The following is a 26233-nucleotide window of genomic DNA, read 5'->3' on the forward strand; positions in this document are numbered from 1 at the left end:
TATAAGACGAACAACATATCAGGAGGAGAAACCCCAAACAAGTAGGTGGTTACGACCCGATCCTGGGGAGGAAGTTCCCCGTAAAAAATATCCCAAGGCTGTTTCAAAACTTCAATTTTGAAACGCGGGGTTATTATACCATATTATTCGGTATTATTATACCGTATCCTTTCGATTAAAATCTCCGGTTTTTTGTTTTTTTTTAAATTTTTCTCTTTTTTTACCCTTATCCCTCTTGAGACACAAGGTATAGCGTGATATAATGCGTATACTAAAATAAAGCACTATATCTGGTGTCTGTTTTTTTATAATTGAGGAGACCCGTGCGCTGCCCCCATTGTGGTAATTATGATGATAAGGTTATTGAGTCCCGGACCCTGGCAAACGGTGAGGCCATCCGCCGCCGCCGGGAGTGTAACGGCTGCGGGTATCGTTTTACCAGTTACGAACGGATCGAAGATAAACAATTTATGGTAGTCAAACGGGACGGCCGGCGGGAGCCCTTTGACCGGAAAAAGATCGAACGGGGGGTGGAACGGGCCCTGGAAAAACGGCCGGTTTCCCAAATGAATATCGAAAGCCTGGTCAATGAAATTGAAGATTCCGCAGCTATCCTGGGGAAGGGAAGCCGTGAAATTGATGCCTCGGTCATAGGAAATTTGGTTCTGGAAAAGTTGAGTACCCTGGATAAGGTGGCGTATATCCGGTTTGCTTCGGTTTACCGGCATTTTACTGATCTGGACGAATTTGTTCGGGAAATACAAAAAATGGGAGGGGGATCCTGATTATGTTGAAAAACGTGGTGAAGCGTTCGGGGGAGTTGGAGGTTTATGATAAAAAGAAGATCCATAACGCCATAGCCAAGGCTTTTGCCGCGGTGGGCATAAAAAATGCCGAGGAGGCCGAAAAAACAGTGCAGGGCATCACCGCCCGGGTCGAAGAGCTGATCCAGGATATGATGACCACCAGGCACCCCCATTCTATTCCCGCCATAGAAGAGATCCAGGATCTGGTGGAAACCGCCCTGATCGAGGCCCGGGAAACCGCCGCGGCCAAGGCCTATATCCTGTACCGGGCCAGGCATGAGGCCCTGCGGGATGCGAAAAAACTCATGTTGGATATCGATTCCACCATGGACGGTTATTTAAAACAGGAGGATTGGCGGGTAAACGAGAACGCCAATGTCAATTATTCCCTGGGGGGCTTGATCCTCCACAATTCCGGGAGCATTACCGCTAATTATTGGCTCAAAAACATCTATCCCGAGGAGATTGCCCAGGCCCACCGGAACGGGGATTTTCATATCCACGATCTTTCCATGTTTTCCGGGTATTGCGCGGGCTGGTCCCTCCGGCAGCTTATCGCCGACGGCCTGGGGGGGGTGCCGGACAAGATCAGCTCCAAACCGGCGAAACACCTCTCCACCCTGATGCAGCAGGCGGTGAACTTCCTGGGTTGCCTCCAGAATGAGTGGGCCGGAGCCCAGGCCTTCAGTTCCTTTGATACCTATATAGCTCCCTTTGTCAAGGCGGACCATTTAAGCGATAAGGAGATCAAACAGTGCCTCCAAAGCTTTGTTTTTGGAGTGAATACCCCCAGCCGCTGGGGAAGTCAGGCCCCCTTTACCAATATAACCCTGGACTGGACCGTCCCCGCGGACCTCAAGGACAAAAAGGCCGTGGTGGGGGGGCGGGAAACCGACTTTACCTATGGGGACTGTAAGGATGAGATGGATAGGGTAAACCGGCTTTTTATCGAGCTCATGCTGGAAGGGGACGCCGAAGGCCGGGGGTTCCAGTACCCCATCCCCACCTATAATATCACCGCGGATTTTGACTGGGAAAGCGATAACGTCCGTTCCCTCTTTGAAATGACCGCCCGGTATGGGACCCCCTATTTTCAGAATTTCGTCAATTCCGACCTTGATCCCGGGGATGTCCGGTCCATGTGCTGCCGTTTGCAGCTTGACAAGCGGGAACTGCGGAAACGGGGGGGCGGCCTCTTTGGATCCGATGAACTTACCGGTTCCGTGGGGGTGGTTACCATTAACCTCCCCCGGATTGGCTACCTGGCCAAGGACAAAAAGGACCTTTACCGCCGCCTCCAGGACCTTATGATCCTGGCCAAGGACAGCCTCATCATCAAACGGAAGGTGGTGACCCGTCTCCTGAACAGCGGCCTTTTCCCCTATACCAAACGGTATCTTAACAATCTGGATAACCATTTTAACACCATCGGCCTGGTGGGGATGAACGAATGCATCCTTAATTTTTTGGGGAGTAACGTAACCATAGCCACCGAAAAGGGAAGGTCCTTTGCCCTGGAGGTTTTGACCTTTATGCGGGAAAAACTCGCGGATTTTCAGGAGGAAACCGGGGAACTTTTTAATCTGGAAGCCACCCCGGCGGAGTCTACCTCCTACCGCCTGGCAAAACACGATAGACAGCAATATCCCCGGATCATTACCGCCGGTTCGGCCGGGGGCGGGGAACCCTACTACACCAATTCGACCCAGCTCCCGGTAACCCAGACCGAGGATATCTTCGATGCCCTGGACCTCCAGGAAGCGCTTCAAACCGCCTATACCGGGGGAACCGTGTTCCACGCCTTTCTGGGAGAAGCCATTGAAGACTGGCGTACCTGTCGGGATCTGGTCAAGGCCATGGCCTATAATTACCGGATCCCCTATTTTACCATTTCCCCTACTTTTTCCGTATGTCCCATCCACGGGTACCTTCAGGGAGAGCATTTTCACTGTCCCCGGTGTAAGGAAGAACAAGAGGAGGAACTGAAAAAACAGATCATTGCATTGGAACAAGAACGGGCCTTAGTCGTAGCGGCCTTGGAAACCGCCGGGGTGGGGGCTTAGAATCGGGGAGATTTTTTTAAACCATGGCGGATCATCGGATTATGAAACCGCTTTGGGATAAACAAAATAGATTGGTTTAGGAGTAATACATGAGAAACCTTGAGGACATTGACAAGGATTTGGCCGCGGCGAGGGAGGCCCTTTCCCATACGGAGGGGACGACCGCGGAAGTGTACAGCCGTATTGTCGGTTATTACCGGTCGGTACGAAACTGGAACAAGGGGAAACGGGAAGAATACGGGGAACGGCGGCTTTACAAAGTAAGCCCCGGGGAAACGGTTCTTCCCGCCACCCGGACGGCAGGGGATCCCCCGGAGGTCAAGACCAACCGGTCTGCCCAGGGGGAAGTCCGGGCGGGAACCGAAGGGCGGGTGCTGCTCTTTGTGCGTCCCGCCTGCCCCGCTTGTCCTTCCGCCAAAGAGGCGGCCCGACGGCTGGGCATGCCGGTGGATTATATCAACGCCGATACCGAAGAGGGGCTTGCCGAAGCGGTAAGACGCCAGGTACAATCCACTCCAACGGCGATCCTGCTTTCCAAGGATGGGAAAGAGGTGAGCCGTGCCTGGGACCCGGGGGCTATCGCTTCTTTTAGTAAATTAGCCCTGCCGAACGAAGCGGCCTATCAAGAGGCGGCTTCCATGTAGGACTGGTTCCGGCACCGGAGGAAGGATGAAAAATTTTGAGGAACGGCTTGAAAAACTGGAATCGCTGGGTGAAAAGATCCGGAAGCCCGAAATCCCCCTAGACGATGCCCTTAAAGCCTTTGAGGAGGGGATAAAATTGGCCCGCTCCCTGGAAAAAGACCTGGAACGGGTGGAAAGCCGTATCGAGATCCTCATGAATAGCCCTGAAGCGCGGCCTGAGGAGAATCCCGAATTGGGTCTTTTTGATGACGAAGGTTCATGAGGATGGATACCCTTACGAAGTCCCGGATCCAGATCCTTCCTCCGGAGGAAGCCCGGAAGATAGCCGCCGGGGAAGTGGTGAACCGGCCGGCAGCCCTGGTCAGGGAATTTATCGATAATGCCCTGGACGCGGGAAGCACCCTGGTGGAGTTGGTTATCGACGAGGGGGGCATACGCCGAACCGAAGTAATCGACAACGGGGGGGGCATGACCCGGGAAGATCTGGAACTGTGTTGGTATACCCATGCCACCAGCAAAATCCGTTCCCTGGACGACCTGAATACTTCCGAAACTCTGGGTTTCCGGGGGGAAGCCTTGGCGGCGGCGGCGGCGGTGACCCGTTTGGAGATCCTCACCAGTATCGACGGCCGGGAGGCCTGGGAGCTTGTGGTGGGCCCGGGAAACACAACACCCCCCCGGATAACCCAGACCCGGCGGGCCCAGGGAACCAATGTCCGGACCCTGGGACTTTTTGATACCATTCCCGCCCGGAAACGCTTTTTAAAGCGGGCGGGGAGCGAAGCAAACCTCTGCCGCCAGGCTTTAATCGATAAAGCCCTGGCCTTTTATGGGGTTTCCTTTCGTTTTATCCAGGACGGAAAGCTCAAGCTGTTTCTTCCCGCTGTTACCAGCCGAAAGGAACGGTTTGCCCAGGCCCTTTTGACCGGTACCGAGGGACTTTTTCTGTATGAGATCCCCATTGGGGGATCTGGATTTTCCGTAACCGTGGTGGCGGGGGGGCCCGAATTATACCGGACCGACCGCCGGCAGCAATACGTCTTTGCCAACGGCCGGCGGATCCAGGATTATTCCCTGCTTCAGGCCCTGGAATACGGCCTTCAGGGATGGTTTCCCAATGGAACCCATCCCATAGGGGGAATATATGTGAGCATAGATCCGGCCCTGGCGGATTTTAACATCCATCCCGCCAAACAAGAGGTGCGGTTTGTCGATGCCGGGGCCATACACCACGCGATTACCCAGGCGCTGCGGGATTTCAGCCGTCACCGGAATATGGCGGGAACGGAAAAATTCTTCGATGGGGAAAATAAGCTCTGGGATGAGCTTGACGAAGGCAAAAAAACAGATTACCCCCCAGGGGAAGGAGACGCGTTTTCCCGGTCCTCGGCGCTGGCCCTGGAAGCCTTGTTGGAAACCCCCCGGTCCTTTGCGCCGCTCCCGGGCCGGAGCCCTCCGGAAGGGGAGCCGCCCCTCTTCACCGGGGAATACGCCCCTCCCTACGGGGAGCTTGGATCGGATGGGGAACCGGCCCCCCGGTTGTTGGGAAGGGCCTTCGGCCTCTTCCTGCTCGTAGAATGGAAGGACCGGCTTTTTATCATCGATCAACATGCCGCCCACGAGCGGCTCCTCTATAACCGCTTTATGGCCGAGGCCATACCAAAACAGGAACTTTTGGTGCCCCTCCCCTTTACGACCGAAAGTGAGGAGGATGACCGGTTCCTCTCCCGCCGGAGGGAAGATCTGGCTAAACTCGGTATAATCATTACCGGAGGGGAAGCCGGGCTCTGGTATATCGAAGCCCTGCCGGTTAACTGGCGTCTGGGGGATGCCGAAACCGTTAAGGAAATCTTAAAGCTTAAAACCGCGGGAGAAGATATGACCGAACGATGGGCGGCCACCCTTACCTGCCACGGGGCAATAAAAGACGGGGATTACCTGGACGACACCGCGGCCCTGGCCCTGGCGAAGGCCGTTTTAAAGCTCCCCCTGCCCCGCTGTCCCCACGGCAGACCCATCTGGACCGAACTGAGCCGGGAAGACCTCTTCCGGGCGGTCCGGCGTCTCTAGCAGCTTGTCGTACTTCGTTATTGATGAGATTGGGTTCCTACAAAAAAACTTCTTCTAAAAGCCCGCTATTTTTAAGTATATCCGCTGCCCTGCCCTGATCCAGGATCCTGCCTTCCCGGAGGAGGATCACCCGATCACAGGCTTCCGCCGCGAAACTGAGGTCATGGGTGGCCACCAGCTTGGTATGGGGAAGGGAGGCCATAACCCGGATCAGGTTCCGCCGGGCCTTGGGGTCGAGGAACACCGTGGGTTCGTCAAAGAGCATTACCGAGGGATTCATGGTCAATACCGAGGCGATGGCGGCTATGCGTTTTTCACCCCCCGAGAGTTTTAAGGGGGACCGTTCCTTAAGGCCGCTTATGCCCAGTTTTTCCAGGACCTCCTCTACCCGGCGGCGGACCTCGTCCTCACCCATGCCCATATTGCGGGGACCAAAGGCCAGATCCTCGTATATGGTGGGCATAAAAAGCTGATCCTCGGGGTTCTGGAACACCAGGGCCGCCCGGCAGCGCAGTTCATCCATGGGGGATAGCCGGTCTTTTTTGAAAGGCCGGGCCTTTTCCGCAAGACCGGCCTTTATAGTGATACCGTCCAGGGTAAATTCCCCGGACAAGAGGGGCAATACTCCCGCCAGGATCAAGAGCAGGCTTGTCTTGCCCGCGCCGTTGGCCCCCACCAGGGCGATCCTTTCCCCCGGGGCCGCCTCAAAACTCACGTCCCGGATCCCCACGGTACCGTCGGAGTAAGCCGCCGTTACCTGCCGTAAGCTTATAATGATACTAACCTGCCCAGGCAGGAGCCTAAAAAGAGGGGAATATCCACCATCCTGAAAAGAAGGGAACCGCCGCACACCAGGGCAAGGAAGATCCCATCCCCAAGGCAGAGGGGCCGGGGATGTTTTACGGAAAACCGGAGGGAATAACCCCGGCACTTCATGGCAGCATAAACCCGTTCCGCCCGGTCGGCGCTGCGGAGAAAAAGGAAACCCACAAAACTCCCCATATGGGACATCCGGATACCCCGGGCCCTGCCGCTCCGCATGGTATAGGCTAAAACCATGGAAGCCCCTTCAGAAAGAAGGACCGGAATATACCGGTAGAGAATTTCCAGGAGGGTGATAAAAACCGGGGCCACATAAAAAGACCGTAGTTGGCCCGAAAGCTGGGTAAAGGGGGTTACGGCCACCAGGATCAGCACGGCCATCACACAAAGACCGGTCCGCAGGATCAGGGTAAACAGGGAAATCAACCCGTAACTGAGGGGGATACCGGCGATCACCAGGGCGGTACTACCCTCAAAAAAAAGATTGGACAAACCCGCAAAAAGACAAAACGGCAGGGCTATGGCGCCGCGTTTTAAAACCAGCCCCAGGGGAATTCCCGCCAGGGCCAGGGTGATGCTGGGATAAAAGAGAAAAGGCAGCAGGCGGCCGAAACTGTACCGGTCAAAGGAGATGACCGTCACCAAAAAAAACATGGTGGCGATCATCTTGACCCCCGGATGCAACCGGTGGAGGAGGCTATTCCCCGAGGACAATTGTTCCAGGGAATAAAGCGCCCCTATGTTACGCAGCATTTCCCGAATGACGGAGTTTTAGGCGATAAATGATGAAACCCGCCGCCCCCGCAAGGAGGCAGGTTAGGACCGCCCCCACAATGCCCGCCACGGCGGTCCCCGCAACGGAACCATCCTCCTCGGCGCCGGGAAAATTGTAGTCCGGCATAAAAGCGGTGGCCTCCTGAATGGCCTCTGCCTGCCGGAAGACCGGGCCCTCCGCCTCCAGCTCCGCGGTACCGGCGGTTTTTTCCATGGCCCATTCAAGCCCGTCGGGGTAAGCGGAGGCAAAAATCGAGAGGATCCCCCCCACAAGAAGGGTGATAAGCCCCAGAAGCAGGACCACCTTTTTTACCGGCACGGTTTTTGCCAGGGGAATCCGCTGTTCACTGCTCTCCAGGATCTCCGGCCGCATCTTGTACACAAAATTGAGGACCAGGGCGGTCACTATTCCCTCCACCACGCCAATGGCCAGGTGGATGGGCAGCATAAGCAAAACAAAGGTGGAAAAGGGCAAAGCGGTGATCCCTGAAAAGAGGGTTTGCACCACCACCCCAAAGGCCCCAAGCTCAAGGCCCACCACCACCGAAACCAGGGCCGCACCGCCAATCCGGAACACGGAAAAACCCTTTCGCAGTATCGGCTTAAAGAGCAAGGGGTATACGACAAAACAGGGGATAACGCCCATATTAAAGATATTACAACCCAGGGCTAAAAGCCCTCCGTCGGCAAAAAACAAGGCCTGGATTATCAGGACCGCGGCAATGGTCAACAGGGCGGGAAAGGGCCCCAAAAGACCCGCCAACAGGATACCCCCGCCGATATGACCGCTGGAACCGGTGGCGGGAATGGTGAAATTGATCATCTGGGCGGCAAAAACAAAGGCCCCGGTCACCGCCATGACGGGTACTTTTTTCTCCCCCAACTCGTTTTTGATTTTTGCCGTAGAATACGCGATGGAACCCGCCGCAGCGGTCCACATGACTCCCCCAACCAGGGGCGAAATCAACGCATCAGCCATATGCATACCAATACCTCCAAAAAATAAAATACCAGCCTACTTGTATGCCGCTGTGGCAGCATTAAATACCTTCGTGGTATTCATTCTCGGAGTTACCATAACCGGGGCTTGACCCTAAACCAAAACCGTCTTCATGACAGCGTATTTAAAGTACCCATTATGGAACAGAGATAGTATAAATCTACCGGCGGATAATGTCAATGTAATAATTTAGCCGGGGTGTCAACAACCAATAGAAATGTCACCTAGGGGAGGTAACTCCCCGATTCTACCCGGCCCCTTGCATTACCGTCACCCTTACGTCCCCATTAAATAGAGGCATTACGGTACTCGCCGGGGGTTACCCCAACGTATTTCTTGAATATTTTTACGAAGTAGTTTTGGCTGTTAAATCCTACCTGAAAACAGGTTTCCTTGGAGCTGTAATTTTGAATAAGCAGCCGTTTTGCCGCCTCGATCCGTTCTTCCGCGATTAGTTCCGTACAGGTTTTGCCGGTATACTTGCGAAAAAGTTTGCTCAAATAGTAGGGAGAGACATTTATCTCATTGGCGATGCTTCCCAGGGAAATTTCCTTTTGGTAGTTGGTTTTAATGTACATCACGGCCCTGTCAACAAAGTAGTTTTTGTTTTGATCCCGCGTCTCGTGGATCAAACGGAAAAGCCGCTTTACATGGGAGAGCAGGCACATCTCCAGATGCCTGGGTTCATCGGCTTTGAGTATACCGGCGTCTTCGTCTGTCCGTAGTTCCGTTACCGGCAGGGCCTTCTTTAGTTCCTGCTCCAGAAGGATGATCAGTTTATAGGCTTCTTCCCGGGCAGCGTAAAATTCATTTCCCGACATTAACGCAAGGCATATTTCCCCGGCCAGTTTTTCCAGCTGATCTTCCCTGTTATCCAATATGTTCCGTACAAAGAGGCTTACCCATATCGCAAGCTTTCCTCCGCCGTTTGCGGGGTTTTCCGGAATTCCGTCGGAATAAAACATAACGGCCCTGTCGTACCTCTTTATGCGCTGCTGCTCTTCTTCCGCGTGCTGTAAGGCAATTCTTGCCTGCCTGTAGGCGGTGGACCAGTTGTTTCCCCCTGCCACAAGTTCACTGACGCCGATATAAAAATCCTTGTAGTTGTTTTCCAAATATGTCAGGGTAATCCGGCAAAGTTCTTCGAGGCTGTCATTCTCCGCCCCGCTTTCCATCAAAAAATAAATAATCGACTGGTTGTTAAAAAAACCGCTTAACGCCCTTTGGCCGGTATTTTCCAAAAAGCTTTTTATCGATACATGGGGATGATTTGCGCCAGTACGGAGGGAAATGACAAGACACACGCCGGAACTGTTTTCATACCCCAAAAAGGCAAGCAGCTTACGCTGGGCTTCACTCTGGCCGCCCGAAACCACCGAATATATAAAATCGCTTTCTATCAGGGGACGTATGCTTTCCATGCGGTTAAGTAGATTCGTTGCGGCGGTACTTGCCTCGTAACGGCTTTCCTTCCGGGAAACGCTTGAGGAAATTGCCGCCCTCAGCGATTCAAGGCGGATCGGTTTTAGCAGGTAATCCTCTACCCCAAGCTGTATGGCCCGCTGAGCAAATTCAAAGTTGTCATGGGAAGATATGATGATAAAGGTAGTTTCAGGCGAGAAGGACTGAATCTCAGCAATTACGTCCAGTCCGTTCTTGCCCGGTAGCCCAACATCGACCAGCACAAGATCGGGTTTTTTGGAATAGGCCTGGGAAACCGCCTCAAATCCGTTACCGGATTCCCCTGTTATGGACAATTCAGGAAAATTGCCGCGTAACATCATGACCAGGGCCTGGCGTTCGATATACTCGTCTTCAACAACCATTACTGTGTACATGAGAAGTACTGCCTCCCGGAAGCCTGGGTATTTCGTCACACGCTATGGAAATTGAAACAAGGGTACCTACGTCTTCGGTGCTTTCCACATGGAATGTCGCGGAACTGCCGTACAGCATTTCTATCCGCTTTTTTGCGTTGAGGATGCCTATGTGTATGCGGGAAGCGGAATTTTCCAAAGGATAGGAATCGCCGTTTAAGAGTTCCTCCAGTTTTTCGCCGGACATCCCCCTGCCGTTATCTTCTACGGCAAGGCAGAGCAGGTTGTTTTTTCTACTTGCCGATACGGCTACCACAGCGCCGTTCAGTATTTCGTTCACGCCGTGAAGTACCGCGTTTTCTATCAGGGGCTGCAGCATCATTCCCGGGAGCATCACATTCGGAAGGCCGTCATCGATTTTAAGTTCAAAACTGATACGATCCCCAAAACGCAGCCGCTGGATATGCAGGTAATTACGGACACATTCAAGCTCTTCGTAAAGGGTAGACATGCGGTTTGATTTGTCCATGCTGTAGCGCAGAAGATCCGTGGTTATATCCATTAATTCGGCCGCCTGATTCGCATGTTCCATCGCGGCGATTCGGGATATCATACCCAGGGTGTTGAACAAAAAATGGGGATTCATCTGATCCTGCAGTATCTTGAGTTCCGAGCCGATAAGCAGTTCGTTCATCCTAAGATTCTCATTTTCCGCTTCAAGAAGCTGCTGGCGCAGCTGGGCGTTGGTCTCGATATTCTGAATGTTTGCCCGTATCGAATCTGCCATATCATCAAAGGCTTCGCCCAAAATTGCGAATTCCGGACCCGAATCTTTTACTTCGCTCAGATCGTATTCACCTTCTTTTATCTTCCGGATATTGCTTACGATACAGTTAATCGGACGGGTTACCCAGCGGGAAGAGTTAACGGAAAAAACCAGGGCGGCAAGGAAAATACATGCTACAATAACCGAGACGACAAGGTTAAGGCGCCACCAGGAATTCCGCAGGATAAGCTGCCGGACCTTTGTATAGTTAACCAGATAACTGTAGTATTCCCGCTGGGTACCGTCGGTCAGCTCAAAAAGGTAGATAAGGTACTGATAATTTACGGTATTGCCAAGGCGGATATTGCTGCCACGTTTGATTTCCTCAAAACGTTCATTGCAGCTTTCCACCATGTTGTTGAGTATTTTGAAACGGAACCATAAATCGCCGTCGTCAACCAGTTTCATAATCGTATTGAGGCTTCCGGCGGCGGCGTTCATCGAAGAGTAATACCGGCTTAAATCCTCGACGGTCATGTTGTAAAAGTAATTCTGCGCGTTACTCCGGGATTCCCGCATCTGCGTATAGAACATGCTCAGTTCCCGGTAGAGGTCGGCCATCCTGTTGTACTCGCGGGAAAAACTGCCGCTGCTGAAATAACAGATACCGGCGATCATGCCTACCATGATGACCAGAATCACGGTGTAAAGCATCATTTTGGATCCGATACTTTTATTACCCAATTCCGGCCGCCCCCTCGTCTATTATAATGGATAGAGGCGGGCAGTTTCAACAAATGTCCGTATAAGTTCCTCGGGCGCCCCCTTGGGGATTGCACATCCGGCGCCCAGTACAATGCCCCGACCCCGGAAATAATCCAGTACCTCGCCGGTTTTTTTCCGCATCAATTCCGGCGTACCGAAATAGAACACCCCGGAAGGATCTATGGGACCGAACACAACGGATCTGTTTTTCATCACCCGCGCGGCGTTTTCAATGTTGGTTTTATAGTCTATCTCAACTCCCGCATAACCTATGGCGGCCACATCATCAATAATGCGATCAAGGTTTCCGCAGATATGGCAGATCGTACCGGCATTCATCTTTGCCAATTCCTGATGTAGTTTTTTATGGAAGGGCAGGGAGTATTTCAGAAACAATTCTGGACTTATCACATCGGGACCGCAGGAGGAATCCCCAAAACTGGTAATATCGGCCCCCGCTTCAAGCATCATGCGGTGGTATTCCAGATGTACATCGAGGGCCCTGTCGATGAGGAGGATTATTTTTTCTTCCAGTTCATCGTCCAGCAAATCGGCCAGAAAATTTTCCATGCCGTAACTCAGCATGGCAAGACTGAAGGCCATTTGATCGCAGTTTCCCCGGATAAACAATTCGCCTCCCGCCTCTTTCTTCATAATTGCAACCGCCTCAAGCTGTATCTTGATGCGGTCGTATGTATGCAGTTTTTCAGGGGTCACCATTTCCATGAGCCCGTCGATATTATCCGATGCGGGGCCTTTAACCCGGGGCGTACCATCCTCGGGAAAATCTATGGGAACTCCGACGGCCCCCGCTTCCATGCAGGTATCAACATCGAGGAGTATGCCGTCGAGGCCGTACTTCCGGGCGAATTTAAGGTGGGAATCGGCCATATTCCTGGCGCTGTTCCGGTACTCCGTCATGGTAAAACCCGCTTCGGCAGCGGCGGGCATAAAACTGTGAAGCATGAGCGGAACCTTATCCGCACAGCCTCCTTTGAGCGTTGTATTGATCCGTTCATATCCGGTCATAATATTCTCCATACCTCCGTCGACTTTCGTAAATCCTGTGCCGGTCGGAATAAATGCGGTTCAGACGAATCGGATCCGCCTGAACCGCAGCCCTGTTTGATCCGTTAGGTATTATAGATCTTTCTTCACCTTAAGAGCATCGGCATAATTGTTGACATTCTTATTGGTTACCAAAATGGTACCCGCGTCGTTTGATACCTGGGCGGGTTTCTTACCCTGGGTAATATGCTGATAGAGCCAGTAAGTCGCCTGATAACCATAATTCCAGAAAGAGGTAACGATGGTTCCGTCAAGATCGTTGTTGCGAAGAAGGTCCAGGGTTTCGTCAATATCATCAACGGCGTAAATCAGAACCTTGCGGCGGATTCCCTTTTCTCTCGCTACCGTCGCACAGGCGGGACCCGCTTCAGCCGCAAGATTGATCGCCACGTTGATCTCTGGATACGCGTTAAAGGTCCGTTCCCATTCGGTAACCGCCTGTATCTTTTCGGACTTGCTTTCGGAAATATTGACCTGCTTATAACCGCCGGGGTGCTTTTTAAATGCTTCTTCTATGTCGTTGATCTGACGATGGGCAACTTCATAGACCAGGTTTGATACCTGAAAGGAAACATTGAGCGGCGTATTGGGGCCCAGCCGTTCCAGAACATCCGTGTAAAGAGCCTGGGCCTGAACTTTGGTTTCTTTGCCGAAAAAGGCCAGGCGTTGAGCATCGGGAATATCGCTGTCCACTACCAGGACGGGAATGCCCGCCGCAATCGCATTTTGTACCGGTTCCGCGGGAACTATTCCCTGAGTGATAATGGCGTCTGCCTTCTGGGCAATCGCGGTGTCCACCAGTTTTGCCATTTCCTCCGGAGAAATACCCTGAGGTCCTACCCAATCGCCTTGGATGCCTAATTCCTGGCAGGCGGCGTCAAAGCCGTTCTTGGCGATAAGCCAAACCGGATGCGCGAGCAGGGGCGATACATACACGAAGTGCATCTTGTCCGATTTTTGGGCTTCCCCCTGGGCTCCTCCCCGGGCAAACGCGGATGTGACTATGCCGCACAGCATAACGAGGGCGAGAAGCACAACAAGAAGTTTTTTTACTTTTGTCATTTTTATCCTCCTACGATAACTATTATTATATGCGTCCGCATGGCCGCACAGTAAAGCCAAAGGGGGAAACATATGGCTAAGGGTTTAACCCTTCAGTCTATGTGTTGGACGCCGCACGAATAATGCTTACTTCGTCGGCCGTTTCCCTGTCCAGTTCCGCCTGAACCATGCCTTTGCCCAGCACCACAAAGCGGTCGCAGATGGCGGTTAATTCCGCGATTTCGCTGGATATTACCACCACGGAGACTCCGCTTTTTGCAAGCTGCAGGATGATCTTGTATATCTCCGACTTGGTACCTACATCAATTCCCCGGGTCGGCTCATCGAGGAAGATAACGTCAAGGCCGCACATGAGCCACTTGGCAAGAATTACTTTCTGTTGGTTACCCCCCGACAGATTGGTGATCTGCGTGGACAACCCCGGAGCCTTTACGCTGAGCCTGTCAAAATACTCTCCGGCGATGGCGTACTCTTTCTTTTTGTCCAGCAGCAATCCCCTTACCAGTTTATGCAGAATGGTAATGGTCATATTTTCGCAGACGTTCATCGTACCGATAAAGCCGTCTTTTTTCCGGTCCTCAGTCATGAGTCCTATGCCGTGCCGTTTGGCGTCTATGGGTTCCCTTATTTGAATCGGCTTTCCGTTTTTGATTATCCTGCCCTCCGTATGGGGGATGACGCCGAAGATAGCCCCCAAAAGTTCCGAGCGGCCAGACCCAACAAGGCCGCCGAGTCCCAGAATCTCCCCCTTCCGTAGGGTGAAACTTACATCAGAAATAATGTTTTTCCCGTTTGCGTACGGGTGGGGCACCCGGAAGTTTTCCACCCGCAGCACCTCTTCCCCAATCTCGTGGGTCATGTCAGGATACATCATATCCAGACGGCGGCCTATTATATCCTCGATGATCCGTTTACTGTCGTAACCCACGCCCCGTTCCCAAACGCTGATGTGCCTTCCGTCGCGCATCACCTCGATGCGATCACAGAGATCAAATACCTCGTCCAGTTTGTGCGAAATATAGAGGCAGGCTATGCCCTCGTCCCTGAGTCGGCGCAGAATGTCCAAAAGGTTTTTTGTTTCTCCCTCGGTAAGCATTGATGTCGGTTCGTCGAGGATCAGTATTTTCGGATTCCGTACCAGGGCCCGCGCTATACATACGATCTGCTGCATGGAAGGGGAAAGGCTGCGTACCGTCATGGTAACGTCGATGTTGGAATTAAGGCGCTTCATCACCTCCTCGGCAGAAATTTCCAGGGTCTTCCAGTCTATAAGGCCAAAGCGCGTTTTAGGAGTACAGCCTAGGAGTATATTCTCGGCTACCGAAAGATCAAGTTCCAGGTTAAGTTCCTGGTATATCATCCCGATGCCGTTGCGCTGGGAATCGAGCGGGGAGGCAAAGCGGCAGGCCGCTCCTTCCAGGACAACCTCTCCTTCGTATTCTGCTGCCGGATAGACACCGCTCAAAATTTTCATAAGGGTAGATTTTCCCGCGCCGTTTTCCCCCAATACGCCCATAATCTCGTTTGGGAAAAGGTCCAGGGATACTTCCCTCAGCGCCACGGTTCCCATGAATTTTTTCGTTACCCTGCGTATCGAAAGGATGGCGTTCTTTTCGGCCTGATTGGAATGCATCGTTACCGCCTCACCTACCAACATTCTTTAAAGCCTGGCGCATAATCAGGTTCCGTTTGTACTTGTCAAGGAGGACCGCCAGTATCAGCATCGTACCCACCACAAGGTTCTGCCAGTACACGGATATATGCATCAGCGTAAGGGAATTGGTCAGCATCTCCATGAAAAATGCGCCCAGGACGGAGCCGATAATGGTGCCTATTCCGCCGAAAGTCGAGGTGCCGCCGATGATAGCCGCGCAGATTACGGTAAGCTCATATCCGCTGCCCGCGGCGGCTTCCGCCGAACCGAGCCGCGCCGACATGAAGATCCCCGCAGTAGCCGCCAGGGTAGAAGTAACGATGTATACCCACAGTTCTGTCTTCTTAGTACGGATGCCGGATATACGGGCTGCTTCTCTGTTTCCGCCAAGCGCGTAAATACTGCGGCCAAATTCCGTATTGGAGAGAACGATGTGCCCTATCACGGCGGCGAAGAGGGCAAAAATAACAACCATAGGAATTCCCAAGGGCCGGATTTTTTCAATCGCGGTAATATTTGCCGGGAGAGGATAGATGGGTACGCCCTTGGTAAGGACCTGCACCAGCCCTTTCGCGGCGTATTGCATACCCAGTGTTACTATCAGGGGCGGTATGCCGGTTTTGACAACGATAGAACCGTTTATAAGACCGATAAGCATACCCATGGCCATACCCAAAAGAACCGCCAGGAAAGAGGGAAGTCCGGCGCGACAGGCCATTCCAGTAATAACGCCGCCAAGGGCCAGGACTGAACCCACGGAAAGATCCAGGCCGCCAGTGATAAGGATAAAAGTCATTCCTACTACGGTGATAAGGGGAAACCCCGCTGAACGCAGGATGTTAAACTGGTTTGCACCTGAAATAAAGGTTGGATTAATGATGGATACAAAGCTCATGTACAGGACAAGCATGATAATGATGCTGCTTTCCTGACGTTGAATAAAACGTCCCATGGTAATAATATGCCGTTTCCTGACGGGTTGACTATTCATAGTGATCTTATAGTAAATGGAGACAGGGAAATAACGCAACCGAAATGTTTATAAAAATATTGCAAATAATAGTAAAATTTTGCCACCCTTCGTATTATCAAGTTGCCGATGGAACGATTTTGTCATTCAGAACAAAATTGTTCCCGTTTGATAGCATTACATAAAAAAGAACTGTTAAAAAAAGCTTGACAAGTAAAAAAAACGGGGGTATCATCAAACCGAATTCTTACGGAAAGTGTAAGAAGTATTTGCGACAGAAGACGAACTGTAGTAGTTTCGATGAATTCCGGGGTCAGATCGGTCAAAGGGCAAGATATCGATGCGGGGAACATAAACAGGGGAAAAATATTCCGGCATAAAGCAGTTAAAAGGTGGTGGCATGAAAGGAATTGGGAAATTTATAAAACGTTTCTTTATCATGCAGGAGAGCGGCGTTCTTATTCTGACGGTACTGTTTATAATCATTGTCGCAACACGGAACAAGGTATTCCTCTCTCAGGCGAATATTCTTAATGTTCTTAGGGCATCGGGTTTTACATTAATAACAACCATCGGTATGACCTTGGTACTCATTGCCGGAGGGCTGGACCTTTCAGTCGGATCGGTATTATGTCTTGGAGGTGTTACCTGTGCAATGGCTTTAGAGGCAGGTCTACCCGTATTTCTCTGTATCCTTATCGGTATTGTAACCGGCGCATTGGTTGGAATTTTTAATGCGATTGTGGTTGTTAAAATCGGTATCCCCCCCTTAATGGTCACCCTCGGGACCCAGTATGTCGCACGCGGTTTTTGTATCGGGCTTACCAAGGGTGTCCCGATTTTCCCATTGCCCCAGGCATTCCAGAACATTGAACAGCAGAATATGATCTGGAAGATACCAAATATCGTAATCATTGCTCTGGTTCTTTCGGTAATTGCCTTTGTCGCGATGAAATATACCAGTTTTGGCCGTAATGTTTACGCGGTAGGAGGCAATGCTGAAGCAGCCCGTATTTCGGGGGTTAATATCAACAAAGTGTACTATTCTGTCTACATAATTATCGGAGCGCTGGCGGGACTGACCGGGGTACTGATGGCTTCGCGGCTTGGTTCGGGACAGGCCACTGCAGGGACAGGCTACGAATTGACCGTAATTGCTGCCGCCGTAATAGGAGGCACAAGTACTTTCGGCGGCATTGGTTCCGTTGCGGGGTCTGTCCTCGGAGCCTTGTTTATGCAGATTATGGGGAATTCCCTGACGGTTATGAAAATAGATGTGTACTGGCAAAACGTTGCCATCGGGATGATCCTCCTCCTGGCCGTAATAATGGACCAGTACAGGAGAACGACGCTGCTACGAAGCGGCGTATAGATCGGCGTAGTTTGTTTTTCCAGGAAATCCAATGGAAAGTTATAATCTTGGCATAAGGAATGTCACAAAAAAATTTCCCGGCACTGTGGCTTTGGACGGCATAAGTTTTAATCTTCGCCGTCAGGAAATCCTTGCCGTGCTTGGGGAGAACGGCGCGGGAAAAAGTACGCTGATGAAGATTCTCAGCGGCAGTTATCCCCATGGCTCATACACGGGTGAAATCGTGACATCGGAAGGCGAACCGCTGATATTCCAAAACAATGGTGACGCCGAAAAGGCCGGGATCGGAATGATCTATCAGGAAAAAAACCTTATGCTTGATCTGAGCATAGCGGAAAATATCCTTATAGGTCATATGCCCAAAAACAGCGCACGGGTTATCGATTGGAAAAAGGCGCGTAAAATTGCGGTATCAGAACTAGAAAGGCTGGGAATGACTGGCATTGATGTTACCATGCATGTCCGGTATCTAAACGCAAGTATGCAACAATTAATCTGTATCGCAAGGGCCCTTGTTAAAAAACCAAGGATTTTGATTCTTGATGAACCCACATCATGTCTGACGGAACAGGAAACAGCTTCCTTAATATCAATTATCAGAGGCTTAAAGGAACGCGGCATTTCCTGCCTCTATATTTCCCACAAACTGGATGAAATATTTGAACTATGCGATCGCGCCGTCATTTTACGGGACGGCAAATTCATTTCCGAATACGAGCGGGATGCTTTTAATCCCGGGAAAATTATTGAAGACATTGTCGGCAGACGCATTAAAATCGCCTATCCAAAAATTCCAAAACAAATCGGCGATGAAGTGTTGAGGGTAGAACACATTAAGGTCGAACACCCCTTTGCATACGGCAAGAACATTATAGAGGATGTAAGTTTTAGCCTGCGGAGAGGCGAAGTTCTGGGACTGGCGGGACTGGTCGGATCGGGGAGAAGCGAACTCTTAATGGCCGTATTCGGGGGAAGGCCGATGTTGTCCGGAACTGTCTATGTTGACGGAAAAAAAACAAACATAAAAAGTCCTTCGGATGCAAAAAAACTTGGAATGGGTTTCCTGACGGAAGACAGAAAGACCGATGGCTATATCCCCTGTCTCAATATCCGCGAAAACATGGTACTGACTATACTCAATATGATCACCAAATGGTCGTTTGTCAAAGGGAAGACAGAAAAATTAAAATCCGGCAGTATGTTCAGCCAGCTCAGGATCAAGGCGTCGGGCATTAACACCGGAATCATGAGCCTTTCCGGCGGCAATCAACAGAAAGTCCTGATAGCCAAATGGCTGCTTACAAATATGAAAATACTGTTTCTTGACGAACCAACCCGGGGAATCGATGTCGGAACCAAAATGGAAATTTACAGGATGATCGGTGATTTGGCGACTCAGGGTATGGCCGTTGTGATGATTTCATCGGAACTTCCTGAATTGTTGGGTATTTGCGACAGGTTCATTGTGCTGAGCAAGGGGGTCGTTGCCAGGGAATTGAGCAGGGAAGAGGCGGATGAAAAGCAGATATTGCATTATGCGTCAAACCTGTAATCGCTCATTCATTGCATTTTTGTTGCGTATGCAATAAAAAATATTATTTTTAGGAGGTAATTGTATGAAAAGGATTTTTTGCTGCATTTTGGCGGGTGTTTTCTGCCTTGTACTGTTAATCGGCTGCCAGGGAAAAGGTGAAAAAGCGCAAGCAGCCGAGGCAGCTTCTTCCTCATCTTCAAAGCAGATCGAAATATGGTTTGTAACCCCGCTGATTGCTCACCCCGTATGGCTTGATGCAAAAACAGCATTTGAACAGGCATGCAGGGATTACGGCATTAACGGTTCTTGGGTTGGTCCGGTGGGTATCGATATTGACGAAATGATCAAACAGATAGACCTTGCCATCGCATCAGAGGTAGACGGTATAATTACCATGCCTTTAAACCCCGAGGCTATGCGGCCCGCACTTAAGCGGGCTACCGATGCGGGTATAGCAGTGGTACTGATGAACTCCGATGATCCCCAGGTTGAAAGGCTTGCATATCTGGGACTGGGCAACAAAAATTTCGGAGAAACCCAGGCCGTAACGGCGCTGAAGTACCTCAACGGACGCAAACCGGTTATCGCCGCCATGGTAGCCGATCTGACACAGGCTTCGGCCCGGGAAATGCTTCAGGCAGCGGAGGCGAAATTCAAAGAGGCTGGCGATTATGAGTGGGTACAAACCGTCGAAGGGGCAAGCGAGCTATCACAGGAACTGCAGAAATATCAGGATATTTTTACCACCTATCCTGAAACAAACGTCGTTCTAAATATAGTTGCCGATGGCGCTTCCGCGGCTGCAAAAGTTATGGAGGAAAGAGGCTTTCAGAGCGTCGCCATCATCGGCATCAGCGATATGGAAGACACCCTCGCCTATATCGAGAAAGGTACGGTGTACGCTACTCTAACCGAGAATTATCCCCGTATGGGTTACCAACCCGTAACCTGGCTCTACGAATACCTGACCGAGGGAAAAAGGCCCGCCAATATAGTAAATGATACCGGAACGGTTGTTGTTACCCAGGCCAACCTTAAAACTTACAAACAAGAACTGTCGGACAGGTCCCTCTGGAAGTAGAATTTGACAGGGTGTATAGCCGGGTCTATATACCCCTCTGCTTTTGTTTTACAAAAAAACTTGACAAGTACAAAAAACGGGGGTATTGTTAAATCGTTTTCTTACGGAGAGTGCAATAAGTTTTGAGGGAGGTTTGATATGTCTGCAATACGGGCCGTACTTTTTGGCGCGGGGGATCGGGGAACCACGGCATACGCGCCTTATGCGTTGGAATACCCCGATGAATTAAAATTTGTGGCGGTGGCGGAACACCGGCAAAGCCGGCGTGAAAATTTCGCAAGGCTTCATGGAATTCCTCCAAATCAATGTTATGAACGGGGGGAAGATTTTTGGGCTCAGCCGAAAATAGCGGATGCCGCCGTTATCTGCACATCGGATAAAGAACACTACCTGCCGGCCAAAACCGCGCTGGAGAATGGTTATCATGTACTTTTGGAAAAACCGCTTTCTACAAACGCGGCCCGGTGTATTGCCCTTAAAGAGATCGCGGAAAAGAACCATGTTACCCTGATGACCTGTTATGTGCTGCGGTATACGCCGTTTTACCAGCGGCTGTACGAACTGATAGAGCAGGGAAAAATCGGCAGGCTCCTTTCCATCCAGGAGCATGAGAATGTTGGGTTTGCCCATTTTTCCCACAGTTATGTCCGGGGCAACTGGCATAATACGGAAAGATCCTGTTCCATGATCCTTTCCAAGTCCTGTCACGATTTGGATATTTTTTATTGGTTCGCGGGAAGCCCCTGTAAATCCGTACAATCCTTCGGTAATCTGAACTACTTTACCCAGGCCAATGCCCCTCGGGGCGCAACGGAACGCTGTACCGACGGCTGTCCCGCACGGGAAGCATGCGTCTACTATGCCCCGGTTCTGTATGGCCGGGAAAATTCCGGATTTGCCTCGTCCATTGTGGCGGACGGCGCAGATCCCTCGGCCCGAATGGAAGCCCTTAAAACCGGTCCCTATGGAAAATGTGTGTTCCGCAATGACAACGATGCATGTGACAACCAGGTAGTAAATATACTTTTCGAAAACGGCATTACGGTGTCTTTTATTATTAACGGACTTACTTATGAATGTAACCGGAATATACGCTTATACGGAACAGAGGGCGAGGTCCGGGGCGATCTGTTAAGGAACACCATTGATGTTTACAGTTTCCGCGGCGGGGCTACCGAACACATAGAATTGCACGGTTACCAGGATCGTCACGGCGGCGGGGACCATGGCATTATTCATGACTTTGTAGAGGTACTGCGGGGTGGCGGAAAAAAGCTGACGACCGTACAGAATTCTCTGGAGAGTCATATTATCGCCTTTGCCGCCGAAGAATCCCGCCGGACCGGCAGAGTAGTGGAAATGAAAGAATATGCCGCTCAGTTAAAAAACACCGGGGATTTGAATTGCGAATAAATTCGGTTCTTGTGAGCCGGAATAAAACGTTTTGGAGGAAAAGTTATGAAAAAAGTCATTATCATCCTGTTTGCTGTAATGACAATCGGATTTCCGCTGTTTGCGGGCGGCGGAAAAGCCAGCGGTACGGCGGCAAAGCAGCCCGGCCAGTTAACCTTTGGGTATATTACCCAAAGCCTGGAATTTGACTGGTGCAAATCTTCGGCGGATGCGTTTGAGTATGCCTGCGCTCAGAAGGGGGTAAAATCTATAATTATGGACCCCCAGAATAATCTGGAAAAGGCCATGAGTCAATTCGAAGATCTGATCAATCAAAAGGTCGACGGTATATCGATTTATACCCTGACTCCTGAACTTGACAAGCAGATGGCGGATCGCGCAAAGAGTGCGGGAATTCCCGTGGTATTCGAAAATGGATTACCTTCACCGGATACTGATTATATAGCCTGCGTGGCTTGCCAGTATGCCGACATCGGATACGCGGCGATGGAATACATCAGCAAAAAATGGCCTGGCGCCAAAATTCTGTATGTACAGGGTGCTCCCGGCATGGGTGTTTTGGAAGAGTACATGATCGGCGTAGAGAAGGGTCTTAAAACCTTTACGAATATTTCCATCGTGGAGATGCAGCCCACCGATTGGGGCGCCGAGCTGTCATTAAACGTAACACAAAACGTGATCCAGTCCGGCAAGAGCTTCGATGTTGTGTTCGCCAATAATGAGCAGATGGCAACAGGTGTTGTGGTGGCCCTGAAAGACGCCCAATTAATGGGCAAGGTCAAAGTAGTAGCCACTGGCGGCAGCCCCCAGGGACTCGAGGCAATTCAGAAGGGAGAACTTGACGCGACCATGAGCGCCCCGGTCTGTATTCAGGGCATTACAACCTTCAAGAATCTCTGGATGGCGGTAAAAGGTCAGACTCCTCCGAAATTTACACCCGTACCGATTCTCCCCATCGACAAAGAAAATCTTGGGGATGCTATGTTATGGACAAGTTATGACAAAGCCTATTCCTATGTCGGCGGAATAGATTAACCGACAAGGTAGCGGGGAACTTCAAGGGACCGGCAATGGTTTTAAGAGGTTCCCTGTTTTAATGAAAAAGCTTATGCTTGTGCGATGGGAGCAGGACAGCGTGGACCAACAAAGCGAAACGATACTAATGAAACTCAACGGCATATCCAAGGCTTTTTACGGGAATTATGCCCTCAATAATGTTTCTCTTACGTTAAATGCAGGCAAGGTGCACTGTATTGCGGGAGAAAACGGAGCGGGAAAATCAACGCTTATCAAAATATTGACCGGTGCCTACCGGCCCGATAGTGGAGCTATCAGTTTTGGGAACAGGCAATACCGGCATCTTACCCCGCGGATATCTGCGGAAGCCGGCATTGTGGCGGTTTATCAGGAAAATGTTTTGGCCGAGCAGCTTACGGTAGCGGAGAATATATTCGCCGCCCGTGAACCTGCCGGCCCCCTGGGATTGGTATCTTTCCGCAAGATGGAACAGGATACGGCCGCACTCCTGGGAAAATATGGCATTGATTTACCTTCCACACGCCTGGTAAGCCAACTAACACTGGCCCAAAAACAATATGTCAAAATACTGAGGGCGATTTCGATGAAGCCCTGTATTCTGATTTTTGACGAACCAACAGCCATGTTAAACATCAAAGACGTTCAAAAGGTCCTTGAACTGGTCTCCCGCTTCAGGGCAGAAGGCGCTTCCATCGTTTATATCTCGCATCAATTAAGTGAAGTTCTTGAGATAGCAGATGAAATAACGGTACTTCGGGATGGGATTGTTGTATCAACCAGGAACAATAAAGATAAAGACATAACGCCCCAAATGCTTACCGCCGATATGGTTGGCCGCCCTATGGAATTGCTTTACAAACGCGGAAAAACTTTTAGTTCCCCGGAACCGGTACTCAGGGCGGAAAAAATAAAAATTGAAGGATATAATGAAGAAAACAGTTTTCAGATAAATAGGGGAGAGATTGTTGTCATTACCGGCATGGTTGGATCGGGACGGACCGAATTATTAGAAGGAATATTTGGCTGCAGGAAAAAGACCGGAGGATCCTTGTATTTTTACGAACAAGAGCATTTTGCCGATACTCCCGAAAGTTCTATCCGCAAGGGGATTGGATATATTACCGAAGATCGCCAGAAATCCGGATTGGCCCTTGTTTTGGATGTTGCGGAAAATATAACCTGTGTAGCGTTAAATCTGTTCCGGGGATTTACCATTTTTCCCCGGAAAGAGACGGAAACGGCCCGAAAAGCGGCGGAGAGCAACAGGGTGAAGTATGAGTCTGTCAGGCAGCCGGTACGGCAACTCAGCGGCGGGAACCAGCAAAAGGTGTTGTTAAGTCGGTGGATGTTGAGAGGATTCGATATGATTCTGCTTGATGAACCAACCAAGGGCGTTGATATTAACGCCAAGTATGAAATATATGCGCTGATAGAAGAATTGTCCTCCCGGGGAAAATCCTTTCTCATTGTTTCATCGGATATGTCTGAGGTAATATCAATCAGTGACCGGGTTCTTATAATGCGTAAAGGCAAAATCTGCGGTGAACTAAAGAGTGAAGAAATTAACGAAAAAAATATCATTCATCATGCTCTGGGAGTAACCGGAACATAAAAGCATTCTTTTGGTTGGAGGAAAATCCTGGTGAACAAGAGATACGTATTTTTCCAGACAAATATGCAGAAACTGGTACTGCTTGGAATAATCGCGGTTATTTGTATTACCGCCTCAATTATCAACCCTAATTTCTTTGCGGTAAGAAATTTCTTGGCAATTCTGCAACAGATAGCCGTTTTGGGAATAATTACAATAGCGATGCTCAGTCTCATGATCGCCAGGACTATTGATCTTTCCCTTGGCGCGATTATCGGTTTATGCGGAGGTATACTGTGCAAGATGATGATGGCCGGATACTCAATTTACCGGGCAGTGTCGTTTGTGTTTCTTTTGTCCGGATTTTGTGGTTTCCTAAACGGGCTAATAGTGACAAAATCAAAAAGCGAGCCGCTCATCATTACTCTAGGGATGAGTTTTTTTTACAATGGCCTTGCGCTGGTCATTACCGATGGGGGATTCCTCTCTTTGAAAGGGCATCTTTCATGGCTTGGAAGCGGTTCCTTACTGGGCATTCCCGTCCCGGTCCTGGTTCTGTTCATTCTGATGCTCCTAATGCATTTTATACTTAAATTTACAAAATACGGCCGCCGGCTTCATTTAATTGGCGCCAATGAGGAAATGGCCTATCTTTCCGGTATCGCAGTTGATCAATATAAAATTATCAATTATACTATAGGTGGATTTATTACCGGCATTGCCACATTGGTATTGGTTGCCCGGCTAGGCAATATTTTGGCGGGTTCGGGAAACGGTTATGAATTCAGGGCTTTATCCGCGGCCATTATTGGTGGGGTCACTTTTGAGGGCGCAATTGGAGATGTGCCGGGAGTGTTTTTGGGCGCCATATTATTGGGCGTTGTATCCAACGCGATGAATGTCCTGGGTGTTTCAGCTTTTTACCAGACGGCGGTAATGGGATTGATTATTGTTGCTGCGGTTACCATCAGTAATATTAATAAGAAAAAGCGAAACAAAACATAAGGGAATCCCTATACACCGCAAAGAAGGAAACACTGAACCGGATATGTTAAGAACAGGCGTAAACTTACAACAATTAAAGGAACGGAACAGCTTGTCGATTCTTCAAACCATTCGGGATAAAGGACCTGTTTCGCGTATCCAAATTGGGCAAATTCTGGGATTAAGCAATACTATCTGTATGGGTCTGACAAGAGAGCTTGCCGCCATAGGGCTTATCCGCGAAACCGGCCACGGCGATTCCAGTGGGGGGCGCAAATCCGTTTTACTGGGAATACGGCTATGTACTCGGCATGATACTGTCCCACGGGGGAATACTGTGCGGGGTATACAATTTACAATTGGACAGAAAAAAGGTTATTAATCATAACATCAGGCTTACCGGCGAAGATATAATTTCCAAAATACAATACACCAATGAAACAATCAAAAAGAGCGGACTGACGGATAAGCATATTGTCGGAATGACCATAGGCGTTGGCGGCATTGTGGACACGGAAAAAGCAAATATTATAGGTTCTACCCATTTTCAATCAAGGGAAATTATCCACATCCATGAACAATTGGACAGTATTTTCCCCTTCCCCCTGTATCTGGAAAATTACGGTAATTTGATGGTATTGGCAGAAAAGAAGATGTTTTATCCCCACTGCGAGTCTCTTGTTTTTATCCAAGTAGACGCCGGGATTGGCGGAGGCATTATTTCCAATAACAGAATCATACGGGGCGCCGGCGGCTATGCCGGTGAAATAGGGCATATGTCGATTGAAAGAAATGGACCCCTGTGGTTACCGGGCACGTCCGGGCTGTGGGGGCTCCGGGGAGGTAACTCCCCGGTTCTACCCGGCCTATAGGTGTATACTTAAGAATTCTACTCGCGAAGTCGAATAAGAAGGGAATATCTCATCGTTCCCTGATTTC

Annotated in this window: 22 protein-coding genes; 13 read left to right on the plus strand and 9 right to left on the minus strand. The window is 50.3% G+C overall.

Annotation, left to right across the window (positions count from 1 at the left end):
• Positions 1-323: 323 nt before the first annotated feature.
• The 5 genes from nrdR to mutL all read left to right on the plus strand — a co-directional run bounded on the left by nrdR (position 324) and on the right by mutL (position 5583).
• The gene (gene nrdR / locus LQZ21_RS03550) at positions 324-785 is read left to right on the plus strand and encodes a transcriptional regulator NrdR (RefSeq protein ID WP_411042787.1); all 462 of its coding nucleotides are present in this window, start codon (positions 324-326) and stop codon (positions 783-785) included.
• A 2-nt stretch (positions 786-787) separates the two neighbouring features.
• A complete protein-coding gene (locus LQZ21_RS03555) occupies positions 788-2869 on the plus strand; it encodes a ribonucleoside triphosphate reductase (protein ID WP_411042788.1) in 2082 nt (693 codons plus the stop codon).
• An 89-nt stretch (positions 2870-2958) separates the two neighbouring features.
• Positions 2959-3513 carry a glutaredoxin family protein gene (locus LQZ21_RS03560; RefSeq protein WP_411042789.1) on the plus strand — a complete coding sequence of 185 codons (555 nt, stop codon included), beginning with the start codon at positions 2959-2961 and terminating at the stop codon, positions 3511-3513.
• Between the two features lie 25 nt (positions 3514-3538).
• Positions 3539-3775, plus strand: coding sequence for an exodeoxyribonuclease VII small subunit (gene xseB, locus LQZ21_RS03565; RefSeq protein WP_411042790.1), 237 nt, complete (start codon positions 3539-3541; stop codon positions 3773-3775).
• A 2-nt stretch (positions 3776-3777) separates the two neighbouring features.
• Entirely contained in the window at positions 3778-5583 is a 1806-nt protein-coding gene (gene mutL / locus LQZ21_RS03570; RefSeq protein WP_411042791.1) for a DNA mismatch repair endonuclease MutL, read from the plus strand.
• A gap of 37 nt (positions 5584-5620) precedes the next feature.
• On the opposite strand, the gene LQZ21_RS03575 is transcribed toward mutL, so the two are convergent.
• From LQZ21_RS03575 to LQZ21_RS03615, 9 genes are all read right to left on the minus strand, one after another.
• A complete protein-coding gene (locus LQZ21_RS03575) occupies positions 5621-6313 on the minus strand; it encodes an energy-coupling factor ABC transporter ATP-binding protein (RefSeq protein ID WP_411042792.1) in 693 nt (230 codons plus the stop codon).
• 38 nt (positions 6314-6351) lie between these two features.
• Positions 6352-7158 (minus strand): cobalt ECF transporter T component CbiQ, encoded by an 807-nt coding sequence (gene cbiQ, locus LQZ21_RS03580; RefSeq protein ID WP_411042793.1) that lies wholly within the window; start codon positions 7156-7158, stop codon positions 6352-6354.
• Entirely contained in the window at positions 7148-8158 is a 1011-nt protein-coding gene (locus tag LQZ21_RS03585; RefSeq protein WP_411042794.1) for an energy-coupling factor ABC transporter permease, read from the minus strand. Before LQZ21_RS03585 ends, cbiQ begins: the two co-directional genes overlap by 11 nt.
• A 308-nt stretch (positions 8159-8466) precedes the next feature.
• Positions 8467-10017: a response regulator gene (locus LQZ21_RS03590; RefSeq protein ID WP_411042795.1), complete on the minus strand. Its 1551-nt coding sequence runs from the start codon at positions 10015-10017 to the stop codon at positions 8467-8469.
• The gene (locus tag LQZ21_RS03595) at positions 9995-11479 is read right to left on the minus strand and encodes a sensor histidine kinase (RefSeq protein ID WP_411042796.1); all 1485 of its coding nucleotides are present in this window, start codon (positions 11477-11479) and stop codon (positions 9995-9997) included. Before LQZ21_RS03595 ends, LQZ21_RS03590 begins: the two co-directional genes overlap by 23 nt.
• 48 nt (positions 11480-11527) lie before the next feature.
• Positions 11528-12556: a uroporphyrinogen decarboxylase family protein gene (locus tag LQZ21_RS03600; RefSeq protein ID WP_411042797.1), complete on the minus strand. Its 1029-nt coding sequence runs from the start codon at positions 12554-12556 to the stop codon at positions 11528-11530.
• A gap of 111 nt (positions 12557-12667) precedes the next feature.
• Positions 12668-13657 carry a substrate-binding domain-containing protein gene (locus LQZ21_RS03605; RefSeq protein ID WP_411042798.1) on the minus strand — a complete coding sequence of 330 codons (990 nt, stop codon included), beginning with the start codon at positions 13655-13657 and terminating at the stop codon, positions 12668-12670.
• A 97-nt stretch (positions 13658-13754) separates the two neighbouring features.
• On the minus strand, positions 13755-15290 hold the full coding sequence (locus tag LQZ21_RS03610) for a sugar ABC transporter ATP-binding protein (RefSeq protein WP_411042799.1): 1536 nt from the start codon (positions 15288-15290) through the stop codon (positions 13755-13757).
• Positions 15291-15300: 10 nt separating this feature from the next.
• Entirely contained in the window at positions 15301-16263 is a 963-nt protein-coding gene (locus tag LQZ21_RS03615) for an ABC transporter permease (protein ID WP_411042800.1), read from the minus strand.
• Between the two features lie 418 nt (positions 16264-16681).
• Here LQZ21_RS03615 and LQZ21_RS03620 point away from each other — a divergent pair, with 418 nt between their 5' ends.
• The 8 genes from LQZ21_RS03620 (at position 16682) to LQZ21_RS03655 (ending at position 26166) form a co-directional block, all read left to right on the plus strand.
• A complete protein-coding gene (locus tag LQZ21_RS03620) occupies positions 16682-17653 on the plus strand; it encodes an ABC transporter permease (RefSeq protein ID WP_411042801.1) in 972 nt (323 codons plus the stop codon).
• A gap of 31 nt (positions 17654-17684) precedes the next feature.
• Positions 17685-19205, plus strand: coding sequence for a sugar ABC transporter ATP-binding protein (locus tag LQZ21_RS03625; protein ID WP_411042802.1), 1521 nt, complete (start codon positions 17685-17687; stop codon positions 19203-19205).
• Between the two features lie 64 nt (positions 19206-19269).
• Complete coding sequence (locus tag LQZ21_RS03630; RefSeq protein WP_411042803.1) at positions 19270-20268, plus strand: substrate-binding domain-containing protein; 999 nt, start codon at positions 19270-19272, stop codon at positions 20266-20268.
• A gap of 138 nt (positions 20269-20406) precedes the next feature.
• A complete protein-coding gene (locus LQZ21_RS03635; RefSeq protein ID WP_411042804.1) occupies positions 20407-21681 on the plus strand; it encodes a Gfo/Idh/MocA family protein in 1275 nt (424 codons plus the stop codon).
• A 45-nt stretch (positions 21682-21726) separates the two neighbouring features.
• Positions 21727-22716 carry a sugar ABC transporter substrate-binding protein gene (locus LQZ21_RS03640; RefSeq protein ID WP_411042805.1) on the plus strand — a complete coding sequence of 330 codons (990 nt, stop codon included), beginning with the start codon at positions 21727-21729 and terminating at the stop codon, positions 22714-22716.
• Positions 22717-22843: 127 nt separating this feature from the next.
• A complete protein-coding gene (locus tag LQZ21_RS03645; RefSeq protein WP_411042864.1) occupies positions 22844-24331 on the plus strand; it encodes a sugar ABC transporter ATP-binding protein in 1488 nt (495 codons plus the stop codon).
• A gap of 63 nt (positions 24332-24394) precedes the next feature.
• The gene (locus tag LQZ21_RS03650) at positions 24395-25315 is read left to right on the plus strand and encodes an ABC transporter permease (RefSeq protein WP_411042806.1); all 921 of its coding nucleotides are present in this window, start codon (positions 24395-24397) and stop codon (positions 25313-25315) included.
• Positions 25316-25653: 338 nt separating this feature from the next.
• Positions 25654-26166, plus strand: coding sequence for an ROK family protein (locus LQZ21_RS03655; protein WP_411042807.1), 513 nt, complete (start codon positions 25654-25656; stop codon positions 26164-26166).
• Positions 26167-26233: the final 67 nt, after the last annotated feature.

This window comes from Treponema sp. TIM-1 (genome assembly GCF_046533115.1).
Taxonomy (GTDB): Bacteria; Spirochaetota; Spirochaetia; order Treponematales; family Breznakiellaceae; genus JAIRMO01.

Coding starts and splice junctions, on each gene's coding strand:
- LQZ21_RS03555 (WP_411042788.1), top strand. CDS start 788: ATGTTGAAAAACGTGGTGAAGCGTTCGGGGGAGTTGGAGGTTTATGAT.
- LQZ21_RS03560 (WP_411042789.1), top strand. CDS start 2,959: ATGAGAAACCTTGAGGACATTGACAAGGATTTGGCCGCGGCGAGGGAG.
- xseB (WP_411042790.1), top strand. CDS start 3,539: ATGAAAAATTTTGAGGAACGGCTTGAAAAACTGGAATCGCTGGGTGAA.
- mutL (WP_411042791.1), top strand. CDS start 3,778: ATGGATACCCTTACGAAGTCCCGGATCCAGATCCTTCCTCCGGAGGAA.
- cbiQ (WP_411042793.1), bottom strand. CDS start 7,158: ATGCTGCGTAACATAGGGGCGCTTTATTCCCTGGAACAATTGTCCTCG.
- LQZ21_RS03585 (WP_411042794.1), bottom strand. CDS start 8,158: ATGGCTGATGCGTTGATTTCGCCCCTGGTTGGGGGAGTCATGTGGACC.
- LQZ21_RS03590 (WP_411042795.1), bottom strand. CDS start 10,017: ATGTACACAGTAATGGTTGTTGAAGACGAGTATATCGAACGCCAGGCC.
- LQZ21_RS03595 (WP_411042796.1), bottom strand. CDS start 11,479: ATGATGCTTTACACCGTGATTCTGGTCATCATGGTAGGCATGATCGCC.
- LQZ21_RS03600 (WP_411042797.1), bottom strand. CDS start 12,556: ATGACCGGATATGAACGGATCAATACAACGCTCAAAGGAGGCTGTGCG.
- LQZ21_RS03605 (WP_411042798.1), bottom strand. CDS start 13,657: ATGACAAAAGTAAAAAAACTTCTTGTTGTGCTTCTCGCCCTCGTTATG.
- LQZ21_RS03610 (WP_411042799.1), bottom strand. CDS start 15,290: ATGCATTCCAATCAGGCCGAAAAGAACGCCATCCTTTCGATACGCAGG.
- LQZ21_RS03615 (WP_411042800.1), bottom strand. CDS start 16,263: ATGGGACGTTTTATTCAACGTCAGGAAAGCAGCATCATTATCATGCTT.
- LQZ21_RS03620 (WP_411042801.1), top strand. CDS start 16,682: ATGAAAGGAATTGGGAAATTTATAAAACGTTTCTTTATCATGCAGGAG.
- LQZ21_RS03625 (WP_411042802.1), top strand. CDS start 17,685: ATGGAAAGTTATAATCTTGGCATAAGGAATGTCACAAAAAAATTTCCC.
- LQZ21_RS03630 (WP_411042803.1), top strand. CDS start 19,270: ATGAAAAGGATTTTTTGCTGCATTTTGGCGGGTGTTTTCTGCCTTGTA.
- LQZ21_RS03635 (WP_411042804.1), top strand. CDS start 20,407: ATGTCTGCAATACGGGCCGTACTTTTTGGCGCGGGGGATCGGGGAACC.
- LQZ21_RS03640 (WP_411042805.1), top strand. CDS start 21,727: ATGAAAAAAGTCATTATCATCCTGTTTGCTGTAATGACAATCGGATTT.
- LQZ21_RS03645 (WP_411042864.1), top strand. CDS start 22,844: ATGAAACTCAACGGCATATCCAAGGCTTTTTACGGGAATTATGCCCTC.
- LQZ21_RS03650 (WP_411042806.1), top strand. CDS start 24,395: ATGCAGAAACTGGTACTGCTTGGAATAATCGCGGTTATTTGTATTACC.